Origin of the sequence: Cryobacterium breve, from assembly GCF_004402375.1 — a bacterium.
In the GTDB taxonomy this organism is placed as follows: domain Bacteria; phylum Actinomycetota; class Actinomycetes; order Actinomycetales; family Microbacteriaceae; genus Cryobacterium; species Cryobacterium breve.
Genome location: NZ_SOGJ01000021.1, coordinates 95,605 through 121,934 on the forward strand (window position 1 = coordinate 95,605; position 26,330 = coordinate 121,934).

Here is a 26,330-nt window from a genome sequence, read left to right on the forward strand (position 1 = left end):
AATTGCACATGAGCATCATCACTGCTGTCGACGTCATCGACGTTCGCTTTCCAACCTCCCAGAGCATGGACGGCTCCGATGCGATGAACAAGGACGGCGACTACTCGGCGGCCTATGTCATCCTCAGAACGGATGAGCCTGGCCTCAGCGGCTTCGGCTTCACGTTTACGATCGGCCGTGGAAATGACATCTGCGTGCTCGCCGCCCAGCAGCGCGCACAACCGCTGATCGGGCGCACCGTGCTCGATTTGGTGAGCGATCTGGGCGGGATCTACCGCGAGCTCAAGTCCGATTCACAACTGCGCTGGCTCGGACCAGAGAAGGGTGTGGAGCATCTGGCAATGGCCGCCGTGATGAATGCGCTGTGGGATCTCGCCGCCCGCCACTCGGGCAAGCCGCTCTGGCTATTGCTCGCCGACATGTCCCCTCGGCAAATAGTCGATGCAGCCGACCTGACCTATCTGTCCGATGCGCTGACGCGGGGCGAGGCATTGGCGATGCTGGAAGAACTCGCCCCGACCCGGGCAGAACGCATCGCGAAACTCGAGGTGACCGGCTATCCGTGCTACACGACCAGCGCCGGATGGCTCGGCTACTCAGATGAGAAGCTTCGTCTCCTGTGTCAGGAAGCTGTGGATGCGGGCTTTACCCACATCAAGCTGAAGGTCGGAGCGAACAAGGATGACGACATCCGCAGGCTCGGAATCGCTCGGTCGGTCATCGGGTACGAGACCAACCTCATGATCGATGCAAACCAGGTCTGGGATGTGCCGGAGGCCATCGAGCGGATCGCAGCCCTCGCCGAGTTCAAGCCCTTATGGATAGAGGAGCCGACAAGCCCCGATGACGTTCTCGGCCATGCCGCCGTGCGCAAGGCGGTAGCCCCGATTGGCGTTGCCACCGGTGAACACGGCATGAATCGTGTGTTGTTCAAACAGATGTTCCAGGCGGAAGCCATTGATTACTGTCAGGTTGACGCAGCGCGGTTGGCCAGCATCAACGAGCTCCTCGCCGTGTATTTCATGGCCAAGAAGTTCGGCGTGCCGGTGTGCCCGCACGCAGGCGGTGTGGGCCTGTGTGAGCTCGTGCAACACCTCTCCATTTTCGATTACGTCGCCGTCTCCGGGACTTTGGAGGACCGGGTGACGGAGTACGTCGATCACCTACATGAGCACTTCGTTGAACCATGCATCGTCAAGAACGGCGCGTACGTTGTTCCGACTCAGCCGGGTTACAGCGCGGAAATGTATGAGACCACACTCAACGCATACGCTTTTCCTCACGGAACGTACTGGGCATCGGTCCAGGACCTCCGGTGACAGTGTGGGGTGCTGCGATTGAAATCCTTTCGGCCTTTCCCTCTTGTCGGCGTCGTTTCGCTGATGACCTTACCTGTGCGCGCGACCCCATGAGGAAAAAAGTGATGAGTGTTTTCGCGAGGCTCTTTACCTGAAACCCGAGTAGCCGTGCCCGTGCGGGCGCTGAAGCAACTGGCGTCCGATCTGATGAGGTGGCCACTCGAAGGCTGATGGTCAGGGCGACTCCGCGATCAGATGGCGAAGTGCCTCGACATGCGCGGCATAGGCGAGGCGGCCAGATGGGGTCAGTTCCAGCCAGGTCTTGACGCGTCCCTGCCCGGTCGGCTTTGCAATCTGGACGTAGCTGGCCTGCTCCAGCACCTTGATGTGTTTGCTGGTGACTGAGTCGGTCACACCGAGCATGTCCCGCACGACGCTGAATTCCGCCCGGTCGACCGAGATCAGGAAGGCGCAGATTTGAAGCCGGTTTGGAGCGTGAATGACCTCATTCAATGCGGCCGTCATCGCGGGTCGGCGATAGTGCCAGCGCGGAGGCTTGCGCGAAGAGTTCTGTCAAACAGTAATCCGAAGACGTTCACTGCGATGAATGCCGTTGTAGCGGCGGCCCAGACGCTCCACACCTGGGCGTAGGCGAGGCTGAAGAGGACCATCAGAATGGCACCCATGGCGGCGGCCCACCAGCTCGCTCGACCAGCGTTGAACCCAGAGATCCAGAGGCCGGTGATCTTCTTGTATGCGGAGACAAGGGCGAATACTCCAGCAAGGAAGATTGGCAATGCGACGAGTGTGACGATGATGCTGCGCGACGTAACAGCGGCAAGATACCCGGCCGTCAGGATGCCGAGTATCGGGTGGTACCACAGTGGGGTGACGAGGCGTTCTGCTGCAGCGGCGCGCCCAGCATCGATGGCAGCGAAAGCGGCGCGGGCTTGGTCATGTGCTTGATTTTCCATGTTGGCAAGTCAATCACTTGCCGATACGGAAAGTCAAGAACCTGTGACCAGAACCTGATGCTGTCCCCAGATCCGCTTGAGTGCACCGATGAAAGCATGCTCGGATCGTGACTGCATCACCGAGGACTTCTGATGCGGTCACCCTGAGACACGCAGCCCGCTCTGTGCAATCCGACTCCCTTGTGATGTGTCTCGCCGGGTGGGGAAAATGAAACCTGACCGTGCGAAACCCACCGAGAAGACGAAGCCTCGAGCACCTGCGGTGAATTTGGTCGGCAGAGGATTTTTCTGTCTAAGAGTCAAATCCCGATGTTTTTGGTCAGCTCCACCCACAGCAGGTCAGTGGTCGATTCCGACCGTTTCACGTTTCTGCGAGGCGACAGCCTTCTTCGCCGAGTTCTTCGGAGGCAGGAGAGTGTTCGCCTCGTCGAGCGACATGCCGTTCGTTTCCGGGATCTTGGTCAGCACGAAGACAAATGACAAGCCCGCGAAGAGCGCGTACATTCCGTATGTCAGCGGCAGCGACATCGCCGCCATCAGAGGGAAGGTCACGGCAACCAAGAAGTTGGCGACCCACTGGGCCGCGGCGGCGACGCCGAGGGCTCGCACCCGGATGGTGTTCGGGAAGATCTCGCCCAGTAGAACCCAGACCACCGGGCCCCACGATGCGCCGAAGAAGATGACGAACACGTTCGCGGCGACGAGGGCGATCGGACCCCAGGCACCGGGGAGGATGAGTTCGCCGCTCACGGTGACCGCCTGACTGAACGCAACGGCCATGGTGGTCAGTGACACGGTCATCCCGATCGAACCGGTCATCAGGATCGGCCGCCGGCCGATCCGGTCGATCAAGGCGATCGCGACAAAGGTGACCAGGATGTTGGTCAAACCGGTGAACACGGAGATGGTCAGCGAACTGGACTCCTCGAAGCCGACGGCCTTCCACAGTGTCGTCGAATAGAAGAAGATCACATTGATGCCGACGAACTGCTGAAAGACTGACAGGGCGATTCCGACCCATACGATCGGGCGCAGACCCATGGCCGTACCTCGGAGCGAACCGGAACGTGCAGCGCGTTTGTCGACGGCGATCGACGTCTTGATGTCGCGGATCTCGCGGTCCACGTCGCCGTTCGGCCAGAGCTTCGCAAAGACGGTACGCGCCTCGTCCTCGCGTTCCTTGAGCACGAGGAAGCGCGGCGACTCCGGCAGCAGTCTGGCGATCACGAAGTAGATGGCGGCGGGGAAGGCACAGGCCAAGAACATCCATCGCCAGGCGTCGAGACCGAAGAGGGACGGTTCGCTGGCGCCGCCGGCAGTGTTGGCGAAGACCGCGTCGGAAAGCAGCGCAGAGAAGATCCCGATCGTAATGGCAAGCTGCTGGAGCGAACCCAACCGGCCACGCATCTGCCGGGGTGATATCTCCGCGATGTAGGCCGGGGCGACAACAGAGGCGAGTCCGATCCCGAGACCGCCGACGATGCGCCAGAGCACCAAGTCGTAGACGCCGAAGGCGAAGGCTGATCCCACCGAGCTAATGAAGAACATAATTGAGCCGAGCAGCATGACGGGGATGCGACCGAAACGATCGCCCACGCTACCGCCGAGGTACGCCCCGGCCGCGGCGCCGAGCAGCGCACTCGCCACGGCCAGGCCAGTCAGGGACGCGTTGAGCGAGTATTCATCTTGAATGGCATTGACGGCACCATTGATGACCGACGCATCGAATCCGAAGAGGAATCCTCCGAAGGCCCCGGCAACCGCAAGCGCGATGACCTTCCCATTTGTCGACGATTGCAATTTTTGGTCCATTCCGCGCACCCTCGGTTTCTGTCTGACAATCTTCCGAGGGTACGCCCGAGAGCGGGCGCGGGAAAAATCGAGCGCAGAATATCGAAGGTCACGCACGGTTGAGAAGGCCCAGTTCGGGTGTCATCGCGCTGTGCTATCCATGGGTAGGCCACGTCCGAAAGATCAGATATTTCCACATTGCTGATCCACGGTCTTCTGCTCTCGTCAGAGATCGCGTTGGCGTACTCCATTGCGATCCAGGTCGAGTTGGGAATCGTCTCGATGGCTGTCAAGACGACGGTTTCCATCCAGGCTGTCACTGAGACGTCGGCTCCGACGGTGCGGGGTTATGTCACTGTGAGTGGTGTGATTTCCGGCTCATCAGTGTCGTTTCGTCAACGTAAAGAGCCATCGCGGGATGGTCAGTGAGTACCGACTGAAGCAACTCACAGGGGACACCACTCGATGGCTCTAATTCGTCTGCCCTGCCCGACCTGCCGGGAGAACTCAAACTCACCGGTGCCGCCGACCGAATCCGCGGCCGGACCGCAACGCTCTATCAAGAATTGGTCAATGCGGATGCGACCGTGTTCATCGGCCTCGCAACGTCAAGCTGGCCCATGAGCTGTATGAGAAGAAAGGCGCTGACGGCCGGCGAACCCACACCGTCCAGCACATTGCCGAGGTCTTCGGAGCCACTGGCTCCACGATCTGCCGGCACCTGGTCAGACCCCGAACCGGAGCCTGAGATTTCCATCGTGAATGGAGGTCGCTGACTATTGGAAACATGGATTCAGGCTCCACATGGGGGCCCTGCTCAGTACGATTGTCAGCATGAATTTGAACGACGACACCGATAGCAAACGGGGTGCCGCACTGGCACCGTCCGGGGAGCTCAAGCGCAACATCACCGGACGAATGCTGTTCCTCTTCATTCTGGGTGACGTGCTAGGCGCCGGAATCTATGCCCTGGTGGGGCAGATTGCGGGGAAGGTCGGCGGAGTCACCTGGGTGCCCATGCTGCTGGCCCTGGCCCTGGCACTGTTGACGGCGGCGTCGTATGCGGAACTTGTGACGAAGTACCCGCACGCGGGCGGATCCGCCGTGTTCGCCGAACGCGCCTACAAACGACCGATTATTTCCTTCCTTGTCGGCTTTTGCATGCTGGCCGCCGGCGTCGTCAGTGCGGCCGGACTCGCCCTGGCCTTCGCGGGAGACTACCTGCGCACCTTCATCGACATCGATCCGGTGTTCGGAGCGGTCATCTTTCTCGCCGTGATCGGAGCGGTGAACGCCCGCGGGATCAAAGAATCCGTGCGGGCCAACCTCGTGATGACGATGATCGAGACGACGGGGCTGGTGCTGGTCGTGGCTGCGGTCGGCGTTCTGCTCTCCAATGGCGGCGGTGACATCGGTCGGGCGGTGCGGTTCGAGGAGGGCAGCAGCCCAGTCGTGGCAATCTTCGGAGCTGCGTTGCTGGCCTACTATTCTTTCGTCGGATTCGAGACCAGCGCTAACGTGATTGAAGAGGTTACTGACCCCTCGCGGGTGTATCCGAAAGCACTGTTCGCCGCGCTGACTACCGCGGGGGTGCTCTACGTGCTGGTTGGCACGGCTGCGTCGGTTGCCGTGCCGGCCGATGAGCTCGCAGGCTCCACCGGACCGTTGCTCACCGTGATTCAAGCGACCGCCGTGGCCATCCCCGACTGGTTGTTCAGTGTCATCGCTCTCGTCGCGGTCGCAAACGGTGCACTCCTGACCATGATCATGTCCAGCCGCCTGACCTATGGAATGAGCACGCGGCGATTGCTGCCGTCTGTTCTCAGCCGTGTGCTTCCCGGTCGAGGAACGCCCTGGCTCGCGATTGTGTCCACGACTCTCCTCGCCATGGTGCTCACGGTCACGGGCTCCATCGCCACTTTGGCGGAGACCGTGGTGTTGCTGCTGCTGATCGTCTTCCTCAGCACCAACATTGCCGTACTCGTACTCCGCAGAGAACGCGTGCAGCATCACCACTTCCGTGCTTGGACAGTGCTGCCGGCGCTCGGGGCGCTGTCCTGCCTGGTGTTGCTCACTCAGCTCAGTGGAGAGGTTTGGCTGCGCGGCGGCATCATGATCGCCGTCGGAGCAGTGATCTACTTCATCCAAGTCCTGGTGCGGCGCAGCCAGGTACGCAGCTGAGCGGGCGATAAGGAAGCCAGGCCCCGGCCCGGGACCTGGCTCCCGTATCGGCCTACTGGCCCTTCGTTGTGGCGATCGGACCGAATTGTGCGTCGACTTCGGCCATTTCCATGTCGGCGGTGGCTTGGATCAGTTCCAGCAGGGCCGGGTCAAGACCAGGTGCGAATTCTTCCAGCCGTTCGGGAGCGATCGTCGACGGCACGCCCTCTGGGGCTTGCTCGTCAGAGACCAGGTTCGTGCCGTCTTTGGATGGGGAGAGCCCTTGGAAGATCTTCCCGGCCTCTGACTGGTCGGCGAGGTCGAAGGTGTACTGCTTGCTCTGCAGTCCAAGGTCGAGGAGCTTCTTCACCTCGGGGAACTTCTCGGCGTTGGTCTTCGGGATCGGCAGCAGGGTGTTCCAGTTCACGCCCAGAGTCTCGAGCGCTTTGGCGTAGCCGTTCTCATGCGCTTGGTCCCGCACGATGAGGTAGGCAATAGTTGATCGTGCCGTCTTGTTCTGGGTCATTTCGTAGATGCGGCACTTCTGCAACCGGCCCGTGGATTCCAACATGAGGTTGTAGAGCAAGTCCAGCACGAGGTTGCCGGAGTTGTACACATAGCTGCCGCTCCACGGGTTGCCGACGGCATCGACGGGCAGGGCCCCCTGGGCGCCGACCAAGTAGTGGTGAATATTGCCTTGGGTCAATGCGAGCTCAAGGGGGATCGCTCCGCCCGCGCCCGGAGTGTCGAGCGGGTCGGTTACCTTGCCCTGGTACCGGGGCGAGCCATCCAGTAGCCGGGAGATAGTGGTGCCGATGAGTTCAACGTGGCCGATCTCTTCGGTGCCGATGCCTTGGATCAGGTCGCGATAGGGTTTCGCCGCCGGTCCACGAAAATTCATGGCCTGGAACAGGTACTGCATCATGGTGCGCATCTCGCCGAACTGACCGCCGAGGCCTTCCTGGAGTGCATTGGCCGCGGCCGGGTCTGGTTCGTCCTGAGCGATGTCGTGAATGAGGCGTTGCACGTGAAAATACATAAGTGTCCTTTCTGCGGGTGCCCGAATGCGACTATTTTCTTTCAGCAGTGCCGCGAAATCAAGCAAATTCTGCACACCGACGGGGTTTCATGCGGTCAGTTCGCGACGCCCTCGCCTCCGCGACCTCCATACGACGTGCGACAAGCGACCCGCACACAGTGGAGTTCGGGGGCGCATCAAACAGCGACCAGTGGTTTCGACAGCATCGATCCTCCGTGCTTCGGGCAGGCGACGTAGCGGCAGTTGAACGACGTACCGATGTGCAGCGGGTGCGGCTATCGCCAGCCTGCCGATTTGCGCGCGAGGGTGTGGCGCGCGCGCGAAGGCCGCACACCGTTGATTCAGAAATATCGAACTCGAGCCACGCTCGTCGGTGGTTGATGGGCAGGTCCGCCTGGCGTCCTCCAACTCAGCTCTGCACTGTGAACGCCCTGAGTAGACTCGATCGGATGGCAAGCTCACAGCTTCGAGGTCGCGCATCACCACCGGCAGGACTCGCCTGGTTCATCGGCGGGGGACTGCTGCTGGCATCAGTCGTCGTCACGGTGATCGCGCAGCCCGTGCTTTTCCCCTACGCCGACACGCTGGCCCCCGCTTTGTTCTCTGCGGCTCTGCTGGTATTCGCCTGTGGTGTGGGAGGTACGGGCAGCGTCACAGCGCGTCGTCCGCTCGGCACCACCGCTCTCGCTGCGTTGGCTGTCTGGCTGCTGCTCGGGTCTGTGGTGTACGGCGTTCTCGGCGATAGCCTTACGGATGACTCCGCGTCGGTCGTTTTGCTGGCCTTTGTCTACGCGGACTCGTTCGTTCAGTTCGCCCTGGCACTGGTGGCCGTCGTTCAGATTGGCAGGCTGGGGGCCGTGCCTGTTCCGTGGAATTGGGTGCCGACCTGGATTGTGGCGGCGGTGTCCGTGGCTTGGTTGTTGCTGCAGCTCATGGGTGGAGGCTCGGCCACCATCTACGGACCGAATCTGGTGACCTGGATCCTGATGGGGCTGGACGGTCTCGCGCGCATCGGTGGCGCGGTTCTGTTGGGTGTGATTGCCGTCGTTCTCGCCGACCGGGCCAATCGCCGGTCGGCGACCATTCTGCCTGGAGTCTGAGACGCGACTTTGAGTTTGTCCAGTGCGCTCTTCGGTCTACTTCTGGTATCCCCAAGCTGAATTCCGAGGCGATGGAACCCGCGATTCGTATGATGGCGGCGTTGCCAGCTGCTTGGACTGCTGATCTGAGGACACCGGCCGGTGCCGGTTGATATGCCAGGCACCGGCACTGCGGTTTGGTTAGCGGCGCCTGCTCGTTTCGCGGGCGGCCTTGTCCTTTGCCTGCTGGGCCTGATCGGCGATGCTGGGCGCGTTCTTGGCGTGCTCAGCAATCTTCGGGGCCTCTTCCTCGGCCTTGTTCAGGTACGACTCCCACCTGGTCTGCATGGGCTTGATCAGGCCGCCGCCGACGCCGACTACGAGGATGCCGGCGATGGATGTGAGGATCGCGATGAGGATCGGGGTGGTGACGGTGACGGCGATGTTGACCTGGTTCAGGGCGGCGATGACACCGATGATGATGATGAACCCGCTAGCCAGATTGGCGAGAAGCTTTCCGTAGGAAAGGCCGCCGAGGGTGTTGACGATCAGTTCGCGCACAGCCGCTGCGATGGCGAAGGTGATCACGATTATGATCAGGGCGACGAAGATCAGCGGCAAGAAAGCAATGATCCCGGTCAGCAGATCGCTGATCGGATTCGGGCCGAACACCCCGAAGGCAAGCTGGAGGACGAAGAGGAACAAAAAGTAGTACGCGACCTTCGCGACGATGTCGGAGGCGTCGTACTTGCTCTTCGCAAGGGCCTTCTTGATTCCGCCACGTTCCACGGCACGGTCGAAGCCGACTTTTTCGAGGACCTTCTCGATGCCCTTGGAAAGGAGCTTCGCGACGATCAAACCGACGATCAGAATTACTAGGAAAAGCAGAAGTTGGGGAAGGAATGTGATGATGTTCGAAATAGCGACGGCGAAGCCGTCTTGGATCGAGCCGAGGGTGTCTCGCATGATGGTTCTCCTGAATTGACATAGGTCTACCGACGCCTTGTGTGGGTGTCCGCAAACAACGAAAATTGGCAGCCGATGGTGGCTGTCACTAGAACTGACGCGTCTGGCCGAGGCTTTGTCACACAATCAGACAATGTTGCCGGGGCGGTGCCCGGCGTCTTCGCCTCCGGGTTGTCCTCCCGGCGTGCCGACGCTGGCGATCTTCCGGAGGACTGCCGCTGCAGGTCGGTCCTGATCTTGCTCTGCCTTCATTCGGAGGGGAATAGCCGTGGACCACGTCCACGATGAGCAGAAAACGACGGGATTTTCCTCCTCCGAATCAACTCGAAAGCCAAGTGTGCGACAGCTGCAGGAATACGAGGTCTTGAGTCTGCTCTAGAGCCTCGTCTATTCAGATCTCTGCGCCACAAACACTGATTTGTCTAACGCCATATGGCGGCAATTGAGCTGGTCGTCGCTCGCGTCGAGCCGTTAGAATAAGCTTCGAATAGTGCGGGGATCGGCACTTTCGATCAGGCCATTGGGGGGTCGGCTCGTGAGCGTTGTCACACCGTGCCTCCTGTTCCAGTGAGACGAAGGCTGGTCTGATGAACACGTTCGTGCGGTTCGACCAAACGGCGGGAAAGGCCCTTCTTGCCCGGGCATTCGCCGCGGCGAGTCGGGTCTCTTTGATCACCGACGCGCAGCAGTACATTCTTCACGTCAGCGATGCCTTCACTGCCCTGACCGGTTATGGAGCCGAGGAAGTCTTGGGCACCAATTGCCGTCTGCTCCAGGGGCCGGGTACCGACCCGGCGATCCGCGTGACGATCCGGAATGCTCTGAGCAGCGGTGAGTCGTTCGAGGGAGACGTCCTCAACTATAGAAAGGATGGCTCGCCGTTCTGGAACGGTCTGAGCATCATCGCGCTACGCGACGATGGCGGAGTTGTCACCCACTTCGTCAGTGTGCAGCGAGATATCAGCACGAGGATGGCCCTGCAGGAGCAATTGCGGTTCCAGGCCAACCATGACCCGGTGACCGAGTTGCCTAACCGGCGAGCATTGGAGAAACATCTTGCTGCCGGCCAGGCCAGGCCGCGCGGCGACCGGTCGGCCGCGATCGGGGTTATCGATATTGACGACTTCCGGTTGGTCAACAACAGGTTCGGGTCGCGGGGCGGCGACGCTCTCTTGCGTCAACTGGGTCTTCGCTTGGCGGCCCGGCTGGGCGAGGAGGACTTTCTGGCCCGCCTGAACGGCGACGAATTCGTTGTTGTGGTCGCCGGTCTCGAAGCCGAGGACCAGTTGGAGGGCGTCTTGGCCGGCTTGCATCAGGCGGTGGAGACCCCTTTCACCATTGAGGGTGACAGCGTGTCCGTGGGGTTCAGCATGGGCGTTGCGTTGCGTCCCCCTGACGGAGCGGACTGCTCCACACTATTGCGGGAAGCCGACGTTGCTTTGTACCAGGCCAAGGCGGGCAAGGGTATTCGTGAGCTGTGGTGGCGGTGTGCCAGGCCAGGCCTGGTTGACGGGGCAGCGTCGGCGTCGCTGTTGTCCCTGCATCGCGACGGACGCGCGCAGGAAATTCTGAAAAATGACGTGGCCAGGCTGTACCGCGAACGTCTGTTCGGGGGTGGCCTGCGCATGTATATGCAACCAATTCTCGATCTGAGTTCCGGGGCGCTCAGCCATGTGGAGGCGTTGGCTCGGGTTGTTTTAGATGACGGCACGGTGGTTCTTCCGGATGCGTTCTTGCCTGGCCTCAGTACTGCCGACCAGGACGAGCTCTTCCGACTTGGATTGGATATGGCACTGGCCAGCCTTGCCGGGTGGGGTGGACAGGGCCAGGCGATACGGGTCTCCGTCAATCTGGTACCGTCAACCCTGATCAATCCTGACTGCATCACTTGGGTCGTAGCGTCGCTGTCCCGGCACGGCATTGCACCCCAGCGACTCGAGCTGGAATTGCTGGAATCTCAGACGGTGGATTCCACCGCGCAGGTCGACGCTGTGACCCGGATCAAGGACCTGGGGGTCACGCTTGCCCTGGATGACCTCGGCTCGGGCTACGGCACGCTCACAAGGCTGTCCGAGCTTCCCTTTGACTCGATCAAGCTTGACCGCGGTTTGCTCCGAGAGATCGACACCAGACCGGTCGAAATCCTCAGCCTCATCGCCACCCTCACCCAACTGGGTCGCGACTTCCGGGTGCGCGTTGTCGTGGAGGGATTGGAGGGGGCTGCCGTGACCGAGGCCGTCACCGTTCTCGGCGCGTCCGCCGGGCAAGGCTACTATTTCTCGCGTCCGATGCCCGCTGCCGCGGTACCGGACTGGGTTGCAGGATTCAGGTTCCCCCTCAGGCCGAACACGGTCGCGACCGCGCTGGGCGCTCTGGCTTATCACTGGCAGTTCTTGCGTTGGGAATCACCCCACCCACACGACCTGGCAGCCTGCCCGGTTACCAAGTATCTCGCAGCTCATCAGGTTGATTCGGAGCAGCAAAAAATCTGGCACGCGCAGCAACATGATGCGGAGGGCACTCATCTGGCGGCCGGCCGGCTGCTGCAGGACTGGCTCTCCGATCAAGCCAGGGTCGAGGCTGCACGGCGGGAACGCTGAGTCTGCACCCTCCGAAACGTGGCTGCCCCGAACACGCGGCGTAGAAGCCGTTCCCTCGGTTTCTGATGCCGCGGGCAGCCATTTGCGCCTATCTTTTGGCCGGTTGAGGAACATAGATTATGTACATACAGTTCCGAGTCCCCTTCAAAGGAGAGAATGTCATGAAAGCCAATCCCGATAGTGATGGTGAGTACACCGATTCCGAGATAGCTACCGGCTCGCAGGAACCACTCGCTGACGAGAGGCAAGCTGAGGGTGAGTACACCGACAGCGACACTCCCGACGAGAACCCATCAGACACGAAGTCGACCAGTAGGTAGCTCCCGCGCAGAGCCAGACCAGGCCTGGTGTTCGGCTGGTCGCACGGATCGGGCAGGAATGTCTACTCAGGCGTTGACGCCAGGAAAGTAGCGTTTTCGTTCAGGCGGGGCCGGATGGTTGCACGGGGGAGCGATCTCGAGGTGCAACCAAGCGCGGCTGGTCTCTGCGGCCATGCCGGCAGCTGGCTGTGCAGGCTGCCGGACTTTCCTGCGCGCCCATGTGGCCGGGTCCACGGGCGTGGGGACGGCTTCCGCCCTGTGGTTGATGGAGCTCTGGGCACACTGACCGAATGGGAGCCTGCGGTCATCTGTTGGCTTGCGGGACGTACCGAACCCGGTTCCGGCGTCATACTGTGATCTTCGCCGTGACCGCCTGAACCGCGCGGGCTCACCGCCAGTGGGAGGGGCGTACGCCGTCACCCTTTCACCGTGAACCCGGCTCCGAGCAACGCATTTTCTCGTGACGATGGACCGACCAAGAGCTCGAATTGGCCCGGTTCCAGGACTCGTCGTCCGGCGGCATCCACGATGCTGCACTCGGCGACGGACAATTCCAGACGCACGCGCGCGGACTCACCGGGTGCAAGGTCGACCTGGCGGAAGGCTTTGAGCTCTTTGTCGGTCCAGCTCACCGAGGTGACGACATCCCGCACGTAAACCTGCACTGTCTCCAGCGCCGACCGCGCGCCGGTGTTTCGCACCGTTATATGCGCGACGATAGTGCCCGATGCCGTGAGCGTCGTCTCCTCCAGCACGAGATCCTCGTACTGGACTGTGGTGTAACTGCGCCCCTCACCGAAGGCCCACGCAGATGACTGGGTGAGGTCGGCGTAGCGGTCGCCGTGTTGGCCGCGGATCTGGTTGTAGTACGTCGGCTGTTGCCCGACGTGACGCGCGAACGAGATCGGCAGGCGCCCGGATGGCTCCACTTCGCCGACCAGGATCTCGGCGAGAGCACGGCCACCCTGCATTCCCGGATTCGCCGCCCAGACAACGGCGGCGGCTCGCTGGACGGATGCCGGCAGAACGAGCGGTTTGGATGCGAGCAGCACGACGATCACCGGCTTCCCTGTGGCGATCAGCGCGTCCAGAAGGGCGTTCTGTCCGCCGATGAGCTCGAGAGTCGCCGTCGATCGACCCTCGCCGACGAGTTCAATCCTGTCGCCGACGACGGCGATCACGACATCCGCCTGGTTCGCTGCGGCGACGGCCTCCGTGATGAGGGCCTGATCCGGCTCGCCCGGCACGACGTGCGGCGGACGGGGCTGACCATCGGGGAAGGTCGCGCCGGCGGGATCCGGCGCCACGGTGAGGATATTGGCGCCGCGTGCCTGCGTAACGACCCAGTAGTCTGGCGCGATCTGCTGGATGCCGTCGAGCACTGTCGTGATCATCTCGCGGGGCTGCCCGTCGAGCCAACCGACCTGACCCGATCCACCGGCCCAGTCGCCCAGTTGAGTCTGCGCGTCGTCAGCCAGTGGTCCCACCACGGCGACCCGCATCGCGCGAGCAGCGGACAGCGGCAGCACTCCATTGTTCTCCAGCAGAACGATCGATCGGCGGGCCACCTCCAGGTTCAGTTCCGCGTGCGCAGAATTTCCCACAATCCTGGTCAGGTCTGCGCGTGGAAGCCGCGGGTTCTCGAATAGCCCGAGCTCGAACTTCAGGGTGAGGATGCGGGCCACAGCGGAGTCGAAGGCGCTCTCGTCAAGAAGACCTTTTTCGACGGCGTCCAGAGCACCTTCGAAGAACTTCGGGGTCGTCATGATCATGTCGTTGCCAGCCCGCACGGCAGCCGCGGCCGCGTGCGCGTAGTCGGGCTGCACCTTCTGCTCCCAGACCATTCGGCCGACGTTGTCCCAGTCAGTGATGAGCGTGCCGGTGTACCCCCACTCGCGACGCAGGACGTCACTGAGAAGCCAGTCGTTGATCGTGATCGGTACGCCGTCCATACTCTGGTAGCCGAGCATAAAGGATCGGCATCCCTCGCGGGCCACCCGCTCGAACGGGGGTAGGAACCAGGAACGGAGCTTCCGGCGGGAGATGTCTGATTCGCTTGAGTCACGACCGCCTTGCGTTTCCGAGTACCCGGCGAAGTGCTTGGCGGTGGCGAGGATCGCCGTCGGATCGGCCAGCCCCGCGCCCTGGTAACCCCGAACCATTGCCGAGGCGAGCTCGCCGATGAGAAACGGATCCTCGCCGAAGGTCTCGTTCACCCGCCCCCAGCGCAAGTCGCGCGAGATGCACAGCACGGGGGAGAAGGTCCAGTGCACGCCCGTGGCCGCCACCTCGACTGCGGTCGCGCGGGCCACCCGCTCCAGGAGGTCGGCGTCCCAGGAGGACGCCATCCCAAGCTGCGTCGGGTAAATCGTTGCGCCCTCCCAAAAGGAGTGACCGTGGATACAATCGTCAGCGACAAGCAGCGGTATGCCCAGCCGCGTCTTGGCGGTGAGCTCATTCGCACGCAGGATCAGCTCCGGAGACGTATGCAGAATAGACCCGACATGCTTGCGGAGCACGTGGTCGTCGAGGCAATCTTGCGCGTCAAGCTGGAGCATCTGCCCGATCTTCTCCTCCAGCCACATTCGACCGAGGAGGTCGGCGACGCGCTCGGGGATTGTGAGGGCGGGGTCTTGGTACGGGAGGGAATCGGTGAAGACTTCGGTTGCCATCATTCTCTTTTCCCTTCGACCTTCTCGGCCAACCAGGGGGTGGTCTCGTTCTCGCCGACGGCGTTGACCATTGCCAGGGGTTCGAAGATGACGTTCTTATAGCCGAGTTTGTTCGCGGACGAATCTCCGACCCAAGGGTTGTTGGACTCTGTGGCGATCGCGCCGTCGGGCTTGGCGATGGTGAGTGCCGCCCCGGCCTCAGGCTGCGAGCTGGGTTCTGCGCCCCCGGCGCAGCCAGTGAGCGCGAGAGCTGCCACGAGTCCGGCGCCGATAAAGGTGGATCTAAGCCTCATTGCTTCTCCTTAAGTAATGAAGCACCATCGTGGTGCTCATCCCGCATTTTACTTACTTGCTGGTAAGTAAGTTGAGCTGACGCTACCAAGAAGTCAGTAACATAACAAGTGACAGAACGTGGACTTTATCGTCGCCGCCGAAGGGAACACCGTGACGCACGCAGCCGAGAGCAGCATGCCCCGCACCAGGCCGGCGACGCAGCGCAAGCGCCGGGAGATCCTGGAGGCAGCCATCGACATCTTCGGCAACAAGGGCTATGCGAATGGAACCCTTGCCGACATCGCAGAACAGGTGGACATCACCCACGCCGGTGTGCTCCATCACTTCGGGTCGAAGCAGAATTTGCTGCTCGAGATGCTCACGTACCGGGATGAGACAGACGTCGCGGATCTCGACGAGCATCACATTCCGAATGGGCCGGAGCTTTTCCTGCACTTGGTACGAACGGCCCTTGTGAATTCGCGGCGCGCGGGTGTCGTGCAGGTTTACACCGTGCTCTCCGCGGAATCCGTCACGGACGATCACCCGGCTCGCTCGTTCTTCGAGGATCGCTACTCGTCGCTGCGGGGTGTGATCGCGGATGCGTTCCGCGTGCTCTGCGATCAAGCGGGCATAACCGAGCCTGCGACGGTCGGCGCGGCATCGGCCAGCATTCTCGCTGTGATGGACGGATTGCAGCTGCAATGGCTACTGCACCCGCAAGATATCGAGCTGGCGGAGGCCAGCGAGTTCGCCATCCGCGCAATCGTCAACGGGGTGCTTGATCCAGGACCGGAACTATCTCAATATTGTCGAGGGTGACCGAAGGCGCAGGTTAGAGCCGAGCTGGCACCCGCTGATTCCGACCTGGCCCGACCTGTTGTTCTCACACGCTGAGCAACTTCGATACGTCGTCATCGACCGGAGATCGAGAAGTTCCAACCAGAGCATGCCGGAGAACTCGCCTCTTCCGTGTCAATCGTCGACGACAGGCTCCGACGAGAGACCTATGCGTCCACGGTTGATACCCTCGGGATGCAGCACGGTCTCGGTCGTTCGGCTCCCTAATCTTTCGCCGCGGTCGCCGCGTCCGGACTTGCTCCAGAGGTTCATGAACCGGCGATGCGCCGTCACATCGAATTTCGCGCCGCTCGATGTGGTGCAGTTGTCACCGAGGTCACGCGTCACAACTCAGACGCAGTGGTCTGCGTCGGTGTGTTCGTCGGTCGCGCCCGCCCGCAGTGGATCATGCCGGACGGCGGGGGACTTCGCCTCGTCGGTCGATAGTCACCGCGAACAACAACTGACACGGCCCGTGATCCACGGGCCAGGACGGTTGCGCAGAGCGCCCGTTGCCCGGTTCGCTACCGAGCCTCGATCAGCGCGGGGCTGCGGAGGGGGCGAAACCTGCTGACGGTCCAGATGATGGCGGCGAACACGACGGTGGCAACAGCGATAGCCAGAGCATAGAGCGCGACGACGCCGTACCCCTGTGCCGGGTTCAAGAAGGGGTACGGTACCCATCCGTCGGTTGCCCCGCGGACGAGCACGACCATGATCCACACGATGGGGTAGATGAGGGCGATCCATAGTTCGTTCCATGGGAGGGGGCTGCGGTCGCTGAAGATCAGCCAGTCGAGGGCTGCGTAGAGGGGCAGGACAATGTGCAGCACGCTGTTGGCCCAAGCCAGAGAGACGCCTCCTTCGAGCCCGGCGAGAAGCACGTTGTAGACGACTCCGGTGATCACTATGTAGGTCGTCGCGCACCCGCGGGCCAACACCAAACGGGGGGACTGGGGTCTCCCCGAGAAGGAAACGTAGGCCGAGACTGCCAGAACGATGACCACGATGATGTTGCTCTGCATCGTGAAAAACCCAAAGAAATTGAAAGGGTTGATTGTGGCGCGGGTCGCCGTGTCAAAGAATGTCGACACGATCGCAGTTGTACCGAGCAGCACGATTGCCAGGCGAAGTGAAGGAGCAAGGGATTTCATTTTTCGCCTCTGATCGTTTGTGTGGGTGCCGTGCACCTCTGTGTTCTGCATGAATCCTAAGGGTTACGCCGTAAACGGTAGGTGCCGGAGCCACGGCTAACGGGGATCGACGAAGGAGATTGGCAGCCCTGTCGGGATGCCGAGTCGGGCGTGGAGGCATCTCGGCGCACTGTGGCCAAGTGGCGATCCTGGCGTTGCCCAGAACGACACCCTTCCACGCCCTGATCCCGGGAGGGGGCGCGCCAGCAGCGCGAGTGACCGTTCCATCCGGACGAGACTTCACGTCCTCGCGCGGCTGCCGCGGGTTGAGCGGCGGTCACGAAGCTGCACCACAGTTTCGATCAGGTTAACAAAGTGACTCATGCTCGACTTATGGCACCGGGCCCACGTACGCTGTCTGACAATCATCTGCCTGCCCAACCGGGAATCGTTTAGGCAGCACCGCGCAAACCGCAGAGGGGGCGGACAGTGCGCCTGAACAGAAACACAGACCCATGACCCACAGCAACCCAACGGACTACGAACTGCTCCTGGAAACGGATTACACGAGCTATGCCAGCTCGTGCCGAGACCCGCACATCACGCCGACGAACGACCTCGTGGAGTGCCGGCGTCAGAACGGACACGCCGACACGCACGCTACCCGGGGCGGCCTGCACGCCATCCGCTGGGCGGTGCACGCCCCGCGCGTGGCGTAACCGCGCTCGCCGACGCGCTTTCTACCGATAGTGGCCGGACCCGCCCAAACGAGGGGTGGGGTCCGTTCGCCCCGTTAGGCTGATCAGGGCACGGTCGAGGGTTATTCGACGTGTTCACGCTTGATGAGCTGAGCTCGACGAAAAAAGGCCGAACATGACGCAGAACATTTCCGCACTCCCCCGCATACGCGCGATGATCCGAAGCGACGGTACGGGTGATCTGCTGATCGATGGGGTGAGCCAGCACATCACCGCAGCCGACGAAGCCGGCGTGCGTGAGGAAATCATCAATCGGGTCACGGATGCCGCACGGGCGATCCACCGCGCCGTGCGCCTGATCGCGGAGGATGAGCAGGGCCAATCGCCGCTGATCGTGCACCCCAACGGCGATGTGGAAGACGACGGGGCGTTCATCCCCACCCCCGCTGAACTGCAGCAGGAAACGGAGGCAGAGGCAGGCTCAGAGCCGCAGCCAGCACCGCGGCCGGCAGGGCAGATCTCGGCCATGCCCGGCGCCGTCCCGGTGTCGGCCGCCGTGACCGAGACGGAAGTCGTCGAACTGGTCGCCCTGGTGCTCGCTCCGCAGCCTGAGACACCGGAGGACCAGACGCCGGACCTCGACTCGGGCGTGCTCGACGCCGCCGCCGTGAGCGACGACCGCATCGACGCCGACATGCTCGGCGAGTCCGCGCTCGAAACCACCTTCGACGATCTGATGCTCGACCTGGACGCCGATGCGGACGATGATGAGGACGACGCCGAACAGGGCATCGCATCTGCCGGCTACTCCGCGCCCCGGTCGGCCATGGACCCGGACGAGCCGGTGCCGAGCTTGGCCACGGATGATCCCGCTGCGGCGCTGGCTGTTCTGGTTGCCTCGGACGCCCCCGCGCCGATCAGCGGGGAGGGCCCCAACCTGGCCGACTTCATGAACTCCCGCCCGCCTCTCGTAGCCGGTCCAGCCCTGCTGGGCTGGCAGGGCGCGATTCGGCGCCTCACGGGCGGAATGGTTGCCCCTGCCCCCGGCGCCGGCGAGATGGCGCACCGAGCTGCCGTCGCCTCCGTGCAGCGCAGTCTGGTCGGCCCGCGCACCATCGTCGTTCTCAACCCGAAGGGCGGCGCGCATAAGACCACGGCCACCCTGCTCATCGCCGCGACGTTCGGCATCCATCGCGGAGGCTACACGCTGGCCTGGGACAACAACGAGACCATGGGCACTCTCGGCGTGCGAGCGCAGACCGCCGCTCACACCAACACGGCCGTTGACCTCCTCCGCGACCTCGACAACTTCGCCTACTCGAGCTCCGCCCGGGTCGGAGACCTCGACAACTACGTGCGCAACCAGGGCGACGCCCGGTTCGACGCGCTCGCTTCCGACCTCGACCCGGCCGGTGCGGCCAGCATCGACGATGTCGCCTTCCGCAAACTGCACGCCGCACTGAGCCGGTTCTACCGGGTGCTGATCATCGACACCGGTAACAACATGCGCGCCTCCAATTGGGAGGCCGCGGTCGAGACCGCCGACCAGCTCGTCGTGGTCTCCACCATCCGGGAAGACACTGCCTACGGCGCGGCTTCGCTGCTGGACGGGCTGCGGCAGAAGGGCCACGCCGACAAGGTCGCCCATGCGGTCACGATCCTGGCGTCCCCGGCCAAAACGGCCGACCGCCAGCTCTCCCTGCGTCTACACGACCACTTCAGCCAGCTCACCCGGACCGTCGTGGACGTCCCCTACGATGCGGCGCTGGTCGCCGGGGGCTCGCTGAACATCGACGCCCTCTCGCCACGAACCCGCGAGGCCTGGCTCCTGGCCACGGCCGCGATCGCTGAGGGGCTGTAGACCCACCAGCCCGCCGGTCCGACAGCCCCGGGACCACACTGCTCACACGCTGGTACCAGCCGGAACACAGGCGACACCCCGTTCGGTCGGGCATACTGGCCAGAGCCCGGTCTCGAATCAGACGTCCCTCGGCCCCCTGCCCGTGTCGCATCAGACACCGTCGAACAGAAAGATCAGTGTGCGTAAACTTCCTGCTTTCATTTCCATTGCCACGGTCGCCGTGCTCGCCCTGACCGGCTGCAGCACGTCTCCCTCCGACGAAACCGGCGCGGCGGGGATCTCCTGCGTCGACTCCGGCAAAGCCTCGGAGGCCCTGAAAGTCTCCGGCAAGGTCGACGCGGAGCCCACCGTGACGTTCACGTCGCCTCTCAAGGCGAAGGCCACCGAGGTCAGCGTTGTCACCGAGGGCAAGGGCGACACCGTCGCCACCGATGACATCGTCGAGCTGGGATTCTCGGTGTACAACGCGACCACCGGCGAGAAGATGAACGCCGGCGGCTTCGGTGACGACCTCGGTGCGCCGATCACCATGGGCGAAGAGTCCACCGTCTTCCCGGCGCTCATGAAGGGTGTCGCCTGTGCGACGTACGGATCGCGCGTCGCGGTCGTGTCGCCCCCGGCTGACGCATTCGGCGATGCGGGCAACGAAGAGCTCAAGGTTGCGGCCGACGACAACATCGTCTTCGTGATCGACGTGAAGAGCAAAATCCCGGCCCAGTCGAATGGCGACGACCAGAAGCCGGAGGACGGTTTTCCGACCGTCAAGCTAGCCGAAGACGGCGCCCCGACCGTGGCGATCCCGGCCGCCGAGGCTCCGACCGAGCTGAAGACGTCCGTTCTCAAGAAGGGCGACGGCGCCACCGTCTCCGAAGGGGACACCGTGGTGATGCACTACTCGGGCGTCGTCTGGTCCACCGGCGTGGTCTTCGACCAGACCTGGGGCAAGAGCGGTCCCACCGCGATCTCCTTGGCCTCCGTCGTTCCGGGCTTCTCCCAGGGTCTCGTCGGCCAAACAGTCGGCTCCCAGGTCATGATCGTGATCCCGCCGGAGCTCGGCTACGGCGCCGAAGGTCAGCCCGCCGCGGGGATCGAGGGCACCGACACGATCGTCTTCGTGGTTGACGTCCTCGCCGCCGGATAGCTGAGTTCCGCTCGAACTGTCCGGTCCTCACCTGCATCCCGGCCGCTCGTGCGAGTTCGACGGCACGGTGCGCGTGATCCATGGGCATCCCAGAGTCAGGGCAAATCGAGAGAGCGATTGCCCGCGACGGTTGCCGTGACGACATCGCCTCATTAAGGTGTGAGGTGGATGCCGGCAGCATCCGTTTCGTGCCCCGGTTCTGTGAGGCGCCTTCTCTTCTCTAGCTCGGCCCGCACCGCTCCGGCTTGCGCGCACCGCGCATATCGACACTGCGTATACCGACAGACAGGGAACTCCCAATGAACATCATTGAAGCCGCCGGCCTGACCAAGGTTTACCGATCCAAGTCGGGCCCCGTTCACGCGCTCGCCGGGCTGGACCTGTCTGTGCCGCGCGGAACCGTCAAAGCGCTGCTCGGCCCGAACGGCGCAGGCAAGACGACCGTCGTCAAAATGCTGACCACGCTGATCCGGCCGGACGCCGGCACCGCGCACGTCGACGGGATCGACGTTGTCACCGACCCGAAGGGAGTGCGGCGCGTCATCGGCGTCTCCGGCCAGTATGCGGCTGTCGACGAGAACCTGACCGGTTTCGAGAACCTGGAGATGGTCGGCCGGCTTTACCATCTGGGCGGTGCCGAGTCCCGGCGCCGGGCCCAGGAGCTGATCGACCTCTTCGAGCTGACCGCGGCCGGCAACCGGCCGGTCAAGGGGTTCTCCGGCGGGATGCGCCGCCGGATCGACCTGGCCGGGGCGCTGGTGATCAATCCGAAGGTGCTGTTCCTCGACGAGCCGACCACGGGCCTGGACCCGCGCAGCCGGATCGCGCTCTGGGCCGTCATCAAACGCCTGGTCGCCGACGGCACCACCGTGCTGCTCACCACCCAGTATCTCGAGGAGGCCGACCAGCTCTCGGACGACATCGTCGTGATCGATGACGGCCGGGTGATCGCCGAGGGCACCTCCGACCAGCTCAAGGCGCAGATCGGCGGCCACCGCCTCGAGGTCGCCCTGGTCGAGTCCGGCGACGGCTCGGCCGCCAGGGAGATTCTCGCCCGCTATGGGGCAGGTGAGCCGATGGTCACGAGCGACGGCCGCGGCCTCGAGGTCGCGGTGATCGACGGACCACGAGCGCTGCAGCAGGTGCTCGCAGCTCTGGGTGCCGCGGACATCCGTCTGCACGACGCCGGGATGCGCCGACCGACCCTCGACGACGTGTTTCTCAAACTGACCGGTCACAAGGCCGACCTGGCTGCGGACAAGGCCGCCGACGCGGAACTGGAGAAGGCGAAATGACCGCTGCAGCCGCCCTTCCCACCTGGAACCCGCTCTCGCTCTGGTACTCAGACGGGTGGACCGTCACCAAGCGCAACCTGATCAAGATCAAGCGCTCACCCGACATGCTCGTCTTCGCGGTGATCCAGCCGATCATGTTCGTGCTGCTGTTCAGTCAGGTCTACGCCGGCGCGATCTCCGTGCAGGGCACGGACTACGTGCAGTTCCTAATGGCCGGGATCTTCGCGCAGACCGTCGTGTTCGGGTCGACGTTTTCGGGCTCGGCGATGGCGCAGGACCTCAAGGAAGGCATCATCGACCGGTTTCGCAGCCTGCCGATGAGCTCCTCCGCAGTGCTGATCGGGCGAACCAACAGCGACCTGGTGCTGAACACGATCTCCATGGTGATCATGATGCTCACCGGGCTGCTCGTGGGTTGGCGGGTCAACTCGTCGGTGTCCGAATTCTTCGCCGGCGTGGGACTGCTGCTGCTGTTCAGTTACTCCTTCAGCTGGGTGATGGCGCTGCTCGGCATGAGCGTGAAGACCCCCGAGGTGATCAACAACGCGTCGTTCCTGATCCTTTTCCCGCTGACCTTCATCTCCAATGCCTTCGTGCCCAGCGACACCCTGCCGACGCCGCTGCGGGTGTTCGCGGAGTGGAACCCGGTCTCGTCGCTGGTGCAAGCGGCGCGGGAACTGTTCGGCAACGAAGGCACGGCACCGGTGCCGGACATCTGGACCATGCAGAACCCGATCCTCACGGTGCTGATCGGGATTACGGTGATGCTGGTACTGTTCGTTCCGCTGTGCATCCGCAAGTTCGCGTCCATCAGTTCCCGTTAGCAGGAAACAGTGATCCCCATGAACCGTGACCCAGAGTCGACGAGTCGCCATGAGTGACGCGGTGCCATTCCGCACCGACCGTCGCACCGGCCAGCTGCGCGCCCCCCGCAACACCGCACCGGTCGGGGCCGGCCCCTGGGATGTGAAGCGGATGCACCCGCCGCTCTACGGGCCCAGAAACCGCGAGTGGGAGCTGCTTCAGGTTCCCGCCCAGCGGTTCATCGCGATCGACGGCATCGGTGACCCCAACTCGTCTCCCGCGTACACGGAGGCCGTCGAAGCCCTCTACGCGGTGGCGTATGCGATCAAGTTCGCCGGCAAGCGGGCCCTGGGCCGGGAGCTGATCGTGGCACCGCTCGAGGGCCTGTGGTACGCCGACGACGCCTCCGCCTTCACGGCCGATGCGAAAGCGGAATGGAAGTGGACGCTTCTGATCGCCCAGCCGGACTGGGTGACGGACGCCGCGATCGCCGAAGCCATGGCCGGGGCGCTCGCAAAGAAGAAGTCGCCCTCGATCACCCGGGTTCGGGCGGAGACCCTCGACGAGGGGCTCTCGGCACAGGTGCTGCACCTTGGACCGTATGCCGCCGAGGCACCGCTCCTCGCCCAGCTGCACGATGAGTTCCTGGCGGAGCACGGCTTGCGGATGAGCGGTCTGCACCACGAGATCTACCTAGGGGATCCGCGCCGCGCCGCGCCGGCGAACCTGAAAACCGTGCTGCGACAGCCGGTCGCCCCGGCCTGAGCGGCGGCGGCCCGGTCGACTAGGTGGGACGCTGGCTGAGTTCGGCCTGGATCAGCAGGGCGAGCTCCCGCAGCAGCACGGTGTCTACCTCACCGAGGCGCCGGGGTTTCGGGTCGAAGACGGACAGAACGCCGATTCGCTCGCCAGAGTCGGCTTCGATCGGGAAGCCCGCGAAGAACCGGGTCACCGCCTGGCCGGGTTCGGGCGGACGCAAGGCGAACCGATCGTCGAGTAGGGCGTCGGGCACCACGAACGCGCCCGCCCCGCTTACCGCGAGAGCCGTGATCGAACCTGCCAGCGGGTGGACCCGGGGCGTGAAGCCGAGGTGCACCATGTCCCAGAGCCGGTCGCCGTCGACGAAGGTCAGGGCGGCGGCGCTGGTGCCGTAGGTGCTCCGGGCCAGGGTGACAAGCCGGTCGCAGGCTACCGCGGCTGCCGTGCCGATTCCGGTCAGCCGGTCGACGGCACGGCGCGGTCCGGGCGCGAACTGCTCGGCGCCGCGCTCCACAGCGCGCACCTCAGCCGCAGCCCGGCCGGCGTCGAGGTGTTCGGCATTGAGCGGCGGCGCCATCCGGTCGGCCATCTCCTCGGCCCACTGCGTATAGTGCGCCGAGGTGCGCACCCGCCCCGGCGTCGGGCTGAGGTTCGCCTCCATCGGCACGAAGTGGCTCTGCGCCCGCTCGGCGCAGAGGGACGCGCTGGCCGCGTTCAGCCGGCGGGCATGCTTCTCGGCCACGGCGCCCAGGGCAGAGTCGAAGGCCGCGATCGAGCGGATCGGCTGAACCCCGAGCACGAAGATGCGGGTGCTGAGCGATGACTCCCGTTCGATCCGGTCGAGCAGCGCCGACAGCTCACGCTGCCACACCCGCGTGGGCAACAGAGTGACGGCATCCGTTGTGCCGACGCTCACGACGACCGCGTCATACCGCCAGAGGCCCAACCCGTCGAGCTCGGCCTGGGACGTGCGGATGGTGAGTTGCGGGTTCGGGATGACGTCGACATCCGTGCCGCGCCCGGTGCGCACCGATAGGGCCCGCGCAAGGGATCCCGGGAGCGCCACATCGTGGCTGAGCACGCCCCAGCCCGCGGCGGGACCACTGCCGAAGATGAGGATGCGATCGCTGTCGTTGCCCGCGGAGTGCGCCTTGGGGGTGTCTCGGGGGCGCGGAACGCCGTCGTAGTCGCGCGTCACGGCAGCGGACCAGGCCCTCATCAACGGCACCAGCACCCACGGCAGGAATTCCGGCATCGAGAAGTTACCTGCCCCCGCGCCGCTTGCCCGCCCGCGGGCTGGGCGTGTTGCGGGTGCGGCCCGGAGCGCTGGTTGCCTTCTTCGCCACGGCCGGCTTGGACTTCGCCGCCGCGACCCGCACAGCTTTCGCCGCCGCCTTGGCCTTGTCGGTCTTCTTTTCCTTCCGGACCTTCTCGGTGCCGGCCGGCACGGAGTCCACTCGGGAGCTGTCCTTGGTGCGGCCGCGCACGATGCCGATGAACTCCTCGACGTCTTCCGTTGTCTCGCTCGTCAGCCAAGCCAGGGACACCTGGCTCTCGGCGACGTCCTCGACCGGGCGGGAGACGACATCCTTGCGGCTGTACATGCGGGCGATCGAGTGGGGGACGATGAGGATGCCCACGCCGGCGGCGACCTGCGCCATCGCGTCGTCGAGGTCGCGCATCGCCGGCAGGGGGCGGCGGGTGCCGTCCTTCAGCTCGGTGGCCACGAGCCGCCATTCGGGCACATCGTCGGGGTCCTGCAGCAGGTGTTCGTCGGCAAGGTCGGCCACCAGCACGCTGTCGGCGTCGGCGATGAAGTGGTCCTTGGCCGCGACGACCACGGGGATCTCGCGGTAGAGGGCGATCAGGCTGAGGTCGGTTTCGTCTACGGGGAGGCGCACAAGGCTTACCTGGGCGCGGCCGTCGCGGAGCACGGCGTCCTGATCCGACGGGTCCGTGCGAAATACCTCGAGTGGCTGGTCTGGGCGTCGATCGGCCCAGGTGCGGGTCCACTTAGTGGGAGTCACACCGGCGACGAAGGCAATGGAAAAGGTCACCGGCATCCTTTCTCGTGATGGCGCTCAGAACGCCGATCCGTGAGGAACGGAACTCTCTCAGGCTATGTGGGTGCTCTCAGGCTATACGCTTGACTGATGAGCGAGAAGAAGACCCAGACCATGAAGCCCGCCACGGCGGCCCAGAAGCTCGGGATTCTGCTCGAAGCAGCCCCGGAAGAATTTCAGAATGCGCCCGTGTCCCGCACGGAGCTGGCTGCGCTCGAAGCGAACCCGCCGGCCTGGCTGGTCGAGCTGCGGTCGAACGGGCCGCACCCCAAGCAGGTCGTCGCCGCGAAGCTCGGCGTCTCGATTTCCGGCCTCGTGCGCGGCGCCGTGACGGAGCCGCTCACCTCGGCCGAGATTCAGGCCCTGCTGCAGCAGCCGCCGGCATGGCTCGTCACCGAGCGCGCCACGCAATACGAGGTGCGCGAGGAGCAGATCCGGGTCAAGGACCGCGACGCCGAACGAGCCCGCAAGATCGCCCACGTGGCCCGCCAGGCGGCCCAGAACGAGAAGGCCGGTCGCGGCCGCTAGCCTCGCGCGCCGTCCTATCCGGGCGGCGGATGCCTC

The 26,330-nt window shown here is 63.7% G+C and carries 23 protein-coding genes; 13 read left to right on the forward strand and 10 right to left on the reverse strand.

Features of this window, described 5'->3' with window-relative positions; all coding sequences use genetic code 11:
- Nucleotides 1–8 precede the first annotated feature (8 nt).
- Entirely contained in the window at nucleotides 9–1,319 is a 1,311-nt protein-coding gene (locus E3O65_RS08280; RefSeq protein ID WP_134363271.1) for an L-fuconate dehydratase, read from the forward strand.
- 213 nt (nucleotides 1,320–1,532) lie between these two features.
- Here E3O65_RS08280 and E3O65_RS08285 read toward each other — a convergent pair whose 3' ends face one another.
- From E3O65_RS08285 to E3O65_RS08295, 3 genes are all read right to left on the reverse strand, one after another.
- On the reverse strand, nucleotides 1,533–1,823 hold the full coding sequence (locus E3O65_RS08285; RefSeq protein WP_134363272.1) for a transcriptional regulator: 291 nt from the start codon (nucleotides 1,821–1,823) through the stop codon (nucleotides 1,533–1,535).
- Nucleotides 1,820–2,272: a hypothetical protein gene (locus E3O65_RS08290; RefSeq protein WP_134363273.1), complete on the reverse strand. Its 453-nt coding sequence runs from the start codon at nucleotides 2,270–2,272 to the stop codon at nucleotides 1,820–1,822. The genes E3O65_RS08285 and E3O65_RS08290 overlap by 4 nt, the downstream gene beginning before the upstream one ends.
- A gap of 339 nt (nucleotides 2,273–2,611) precedes the next feature.
- Nucleotides 2,612–4,084, reverse strand: coding sequence for a sugar porter family MFS transporter (locus E3O65_RS08295; protein ID WP_134363274.1), 1,473 nt, complete (start codon nucleotides 4,082–4,084; stop codon nucleotides 2,612–2,614).
- Between the two features lie 813 nt (nucleotides 4,085–4,897).
- Between E3O65_RS08295 and E3O65_RS08300 the strand changes: the two genes are divergently transcribed.
- On the forward strand, nucleotides 4,898–6,244 hold the full coding sequence (locus tag E3O65_RS08300) for an APC family permease (RefSeq protein ID WP_134363275.1): 1,347 nt from the start codon (nucleotides 4,898–4,900) through the stop codon (nucleotides 6,242–6,244).
- Between the two features lie 52 nt (nucleotides 6,245–6,296).
- Here E3O65_RS08300 and E3O65_RS08305 read toward each other — a convergent pair whose 3' ends face one another.
- Nucleotides 6,297–7,262 carry a manganese catalase family protein gene (locus E3O65_RS08305; RefSeq protein WP_134363276.1) on the reverse strand — a complete coding sequence of 322 codons (966 nt, stop codon included), beginning with the start codon at nucleotides 7,260–7,262 and terminating at the stop codon, nucleotides 6,297–6,299.
- A gap of 449 nt (nucleotides 7,263–7,711) precedes the next feature.
- Here E3O65_RS08305 and E3O65_RS08310 point away from each other — a divergent pair, with 449 nt between their 5' ends.
- On the forward strand, nucleotides 7,712–8,362 hold the full coding sequence (locus tag E3O65_RS08310) for a hypothetical protein (protein ID WP_134363277.1): 651 nt from the start codon (nucleotides 7,712–7,714) through the stop codon (nucleotides 8,360–8,362).
- Between the two features lie 180 nt (nucleotides 8,363–8,542).
- Here E3O65_RS08310 and E3O65_RS08315 read toward each other — a convergent pair whose 3' ends face one another.
- Entirely contained in the window at nucleotides 8,543–9,307 is a 765-nt protein-coding gene (locus E3O65_RS08315) for a mechanosensitive ion channel family protein (RefSeq protein WP_134363278.1), read from the reverse strand.
- A 587-nt stretch (nucleotides 9,308–9,894) separates the two neighbouring features.
- On the opposite strand from E3O65_RS08315, the gene E3O65_RS08320 reads away from it, so the two are divergent.
- Both E3O65_RS08320 and E3O65_RS16690 read left to right on the forward strand, forming a co-directional pair.
- A complete protein-coding gene (locus tag E3O65_RS08320; RefSeq protein ID WP_134363279.1) occupies nucleotides 9,895–11,907 on the forward strand; it encodes a putative bifunctional diguanylate cyclase/phosphodiesterase in 2,013 nt (670 codons plus the stop codon).
- A 161-nt stretch (nucleotides 11,908–12,068) separates the two neighbouring features.
- Nucleotides 12,069–12,227 carry a hypothetical protein gene (locus E3O65_RS16690; protein WP_166785696.1) on the forward strand — a complete coding sequence of 53 codons (159 nt, stop codon included), beginning with the start codon at nucleotides 12,069–12,071 and terminating at the stop codon, nucleotides 12,225–12,227.
- Between the two features lie 416 nt (nucleotides 12,228–12,643).
- Here the strand turns inward: E3O65_RS16690 and E3O65_RS08325 are convergent, their stop codons facing one another.
- Together E3O65_RS08325 and E3O65_RS16880 are read right to left on the reverse strand one after the other, a co-directional pair.
- The gene (locus E3O65_RS08325) at nucleotides 12,644–14,899 is read right to left on the reverse strand and encodes an exo-beta-d-1,3/1,6-glucosidase (RefSeq protein ID WP_134363385.1); all 2,256 of its coding nucleotides are present in this window, start codon (nucleotides 14,897–14,899) and stop codon (nucleotides 12,644–12,646) included.
- Nucleotides 14,899–15,192, reverse strand: a complete 294-nt coding sequence (locus E3O65_RS16880) for a hypothetical protein (protein WP_174722279.1) — start codon at nucleotides 15,190–15,192, stop codon at nucleotides 14,899–14,901. Before E3O65_RS16880 ends, E3O65_RS08325 begins: the two co-directional genes overlap by 1 nt.
- Nucleotides 15,193–15,367: 175 nt before the next feature.
- Here E3O65_RS16880 and E3O65_RS08335 point away from each other — a divergent pair, with 175 nt between their 5' ends.
- Nucleotides 15,368–15,994 (forward strand): TetR/AcrR family transcriptional regulator, encoded by a 627-nt coding sequence (locus E3O65_RS08335; protein ID WP_134363386.1) that lies wholly within the window; start codon nucleotides 15,368–15,370, stop codon nucleotides 15,992–15,994.
- 542 nt (nucleotides 15,995–16,536) lie between these two features.
- Here E3O65_RS08335 and E3O65_RS08340 read toward each other — a convergent pair.
- Nucleotides 16,537–17,166, reverse strand: coding sequence for a Pr6Pr family membrane protein (locus E3O65_RS08340; RefSeq protein ID WP_134363280.1), 630 nt, complete (start codon nucleotides 17,164–17,166; stop codon nucleotides 16,537–16,539).
- Nucleotides 17,167–17,660: 494 nt separating this feature from the next.
- Here E3O65_RS08340 and E3O65_RS08345 point away from each other — a divergent pair, with 494 nt between their 5' ends.
- From E3O65_RS08345 to E3O65_RS08370, 6 genes are all read left to right on the forward strand, one after another.
- Nucleotides 17,661–17,864 carry a hypothetical protein gene (locus tag E3O65_RS08345; protein WP_134363281.1) on the forward strand — a complete coding sequence of 68 codons (204 nt, stop codon included), beginning with the start codon at nucleotides 17,661–17,663 and terminating at the stop codon, nucleotides 17,862–17,864.
- 154 nt (nucleotides 17,865–18,018) lie between these two features.
- Complete coding sequence (locus tag E3O65_RS08350; RefSeq protein WP_198411712.1) at nucleotides 18,019–19,704, forward strand: chromosome partitioning protein; 1,686 nt, start codon at nucleotides 18,019–18,021, stop codon at nucleotides 19,702–19,704.
- 178 nt (nucleotides 19,705–19,882) lie between these two features.
- Entirely contained in the window at nucleotides 19,883–20,845 is a 963-nt protein-coding gene (locus E3O65_RS08355; protein WP_134363282.1) for an FKBP-type peptidyl-prolyl cis-trans isomerase, read from the forward strand.
- Nucleotides 20,846–21,144: 299 nt separating this feature from the next.
- Complete coding sequence (locus E3O65_RS08360; RefSeq protein WP_134363283.1) at nucleotides 21,145–22,140, forward strand: ATP-binding cassette domain-containing protein; 996 nt, start codon at nucleotides 21,145–21,147, stop codon at nucleotides 22,138–22,140.
- A complete protein-coding gene (locus E3O65_RS08365; protein ID WP_134363284.1) occupies nucleotides 22,137–22,964 on the forward strand; it encodes an ABC transporter permease in 828 nt (275 codons plus the stop codon). Before E3O65_RS08360 ends, E3O65_RS08365 begins: the two co-directional genes overlap by 4 nt.
- 49 nt (nucleotides 22,965–23,013) lie before the next feature.
- Complete coding sequence (locus tag E3O65_RS08370; RefSeq protein ID WP_134363285.1) at nucleotides 23,014–23,709, forward strand: GyrI-like domain-containing protein; 696 nt, start codon at nucleotides 23,014–23,016, stop codon at nucleotides 23,707–23,709.
- A gap of 19 nt (nucleotides 23,710–23,728) precedes the next feature.
- On the opposite strand, the gene E3O65_RS08375 is transcribed toward E3O65_RS08370, so the two are convergent.
- Both E3O65_RS08375 and E3O65_RS08380 read right to left on the reverse strand, forming a co-directional pair.
- On the reverse strand, nucleotides 23,729–24,958 hold the full coding sequence (locus tag E3O65_RS08375) for a GAF domain-containing protein (RefSeq protein ID WP_134363286.1): 1,230 nt from the start codon (nucleotides 24,956–24,958) through the stop codon (nucleotides 23,729–23,731).
- Between the two features lie 7 nt (nucleotides 24,959–24,965).
- Nucleotides 24,966–25,760 (reverse strand): LysR substrate-binding domain-containing protein, encoded by a 795-nt coding sequence (locus tag E3O65_RS08380; protein WP_166785698.1) that lies wholly within the window; start codon nucleotides 25,758–25,760, stop codon nucleotides 24,966–24,968.
- A 96-nt stretch (nucleotides 25,761–25,856) separates the two neighbouring features.
- Here E3O65_RS08380 and E3O65_RS08385 point away from each other — a divergent pair, with 96 nt between their 5' ends.
- The gene (locus E3O65_RS08385) at nucleotides 25,857–26,294 is read left to right on the forward strand and encodes a DUF5997 family protein (RefSeq protein ID WP_174722280.1); all 438 of its coding nucleotides are present in this window, start codon (nucleotides 25,857–25,859) and stop codon (nucleotides 26,292–26,294) included.
- Nucleotides 26,295–26,330 lie beyond the last annotated feature (36 nt).

Excerpts from the sequence above, each read along its gene's own strand:
- E3O65_RS08385 (WP_174722280.1), top strand. The coding sequence starts at position 25,857 with ATGAGCGAGAAGAAGACCCAGACCATGAAGCCCGCCACGGCGGCCCAG.
- E3O65_RS08290 (WP_134363273.1), bottom strand. The coding sequence starts at position 2,272 with ATGGAAAATCAAGCACATGACCAAGCCCGCGCCGCTTTCGCTGCCATC.
- E3O65_RS08375 (WP_134363286.1), bottom strand. The coding sequence starts at position 24,958 with ATGCCGGAATTCCTGCCGTGGGTGCTGGTGCCGTTGATGAGGGCCTGG.
- E3O65_RS08305 (WP_134363276.1), bottom strand. The coding sequence starts at position 7,262 with ATGTATTTTCACGTGCAACGCCTCATTCACGACATCGCTCAGGACGAA.
- E3O65_RS08370 (WP_134363285.1), top strand. The coding sequence starts at position 23,014 with ATGAGTGACGCGGTGCCATTCCGCACCGACCGTCGCACCGGCCAGCTG.
- E3O65_RS16690 (WP_166785696.1), top strand. The coding sequence starts at position 12,069 with ATGAAAGCCAATCCCGATAGTGATGGTGAGTACACCGATTCCGAGATA.
- E3O65_RS08365 (WP_134363284.1), top strand. The coding sequence starts at position 22,137 with ATGACCGCTGCAGCCGCCCTTCCCACCTGGAACCCGCTCTCGCTCTGG.
- E3O65_RS08295 (WP_134363274.1), bottom strand. The coding sequence starts at position 4,084 with ATGGACCAAAAATTGCAATCGTCGACAAATGGGAAGGTCATCGCGCTT.
- E3O65_RS08325 (WP_134363385.1), bottom strand. The coding sequence starts at position 14,899 with ATGGCAACCGAAGTCTTCACCGATTCCCTCCCGTACCAAGACCCCGCC.
- E3O65_RS08320 (WP_134363279.1), top strand. The coding sequence starts at position 9,895 with ATGAACACGTTCGTGCGGTTCGACCAAACGGCGGGAAAGGCCCTTCTT.
- E3O65_RS08285 (WP_134363272.1), bottom strand. The coding sequence starts at position 1,823 with ATGACGGCCGCATTGAATGAGGTCATTCACGCTCCAAACCGGCTTCAA.
- E3O65_RS08345 (WP_134363281.1), top strand. The coding sequence starts at position 17,661 with ATGACCCACAGCAACCCAACGGACTACGAACTGCTCCTGGAAACGGAT.
- E3O65_RS08300 (WP_134363275.1), top strand. The coding sequence starts at position 4,898 with ATGAATTTGAACGACGACACCGATAGCAAACGGGGTGCCGCACTGGCA.
- E3O65_RS08340 (WP_134363280.1), bottom strand. The coding sequence starts at position 17,166 with ATGAAATCCCTTGCTCCTTCACTTCGCCTGGCAATCGTGCTGCTCGGT.
- E3O65_RS08315 (WP_134363278.1), bottom strand. The coding sequence starts at position 9,307 with ATGCGAGACACCCTCGGCTCGATCCAAGACGGCTTCGCCGTCGCTATT.
- E3O65_RS08335 (WP_134363386.1), top strand. The coding sequence starts at position 15,368 with ATGCCCCGCACCAGGCCGGCGACGCAGCGCAAGCGCCGGGAGATCCTG.
- E3O65_RS08310 (WP_134363277.1), top strand. The coding sequence starts at position 7,712 with ATGGCAAGCTCACAGCTTCGAGGTCGCGCATCACCACCGGCAGGACTC.
- E3O65_RS08350 (WP_198411712.1), top strand. The coding sequence starts at position 18,019 with ATGACGCAGAACATTTCCGCACTCCCCCGCATACGCGCGATGATCCGA.
- E3O65_RS16880 (WP_174722279.1), bottom strand. The coding sequence starts at position 15,192 with ATGAGGCTTAGATCCACCTTTATCGGCGCCGGACTCGTGGCAGCTCTC.
- E3O65_RS08280 (WP_134363271.1), top strand. The coding sequence starts at position 9 with ATGAGCATCATCACTGCTGTCGACGTCATCGACGTTCGCTTTCCAACC.
- E3O65_RS08360 (WP_134363283.1), top strand. The coding sequence starts at position 21,145 with ATGAACATCATTGAAGCCGCCGGCCTGACCAAGGTTTACCGATCCAAG.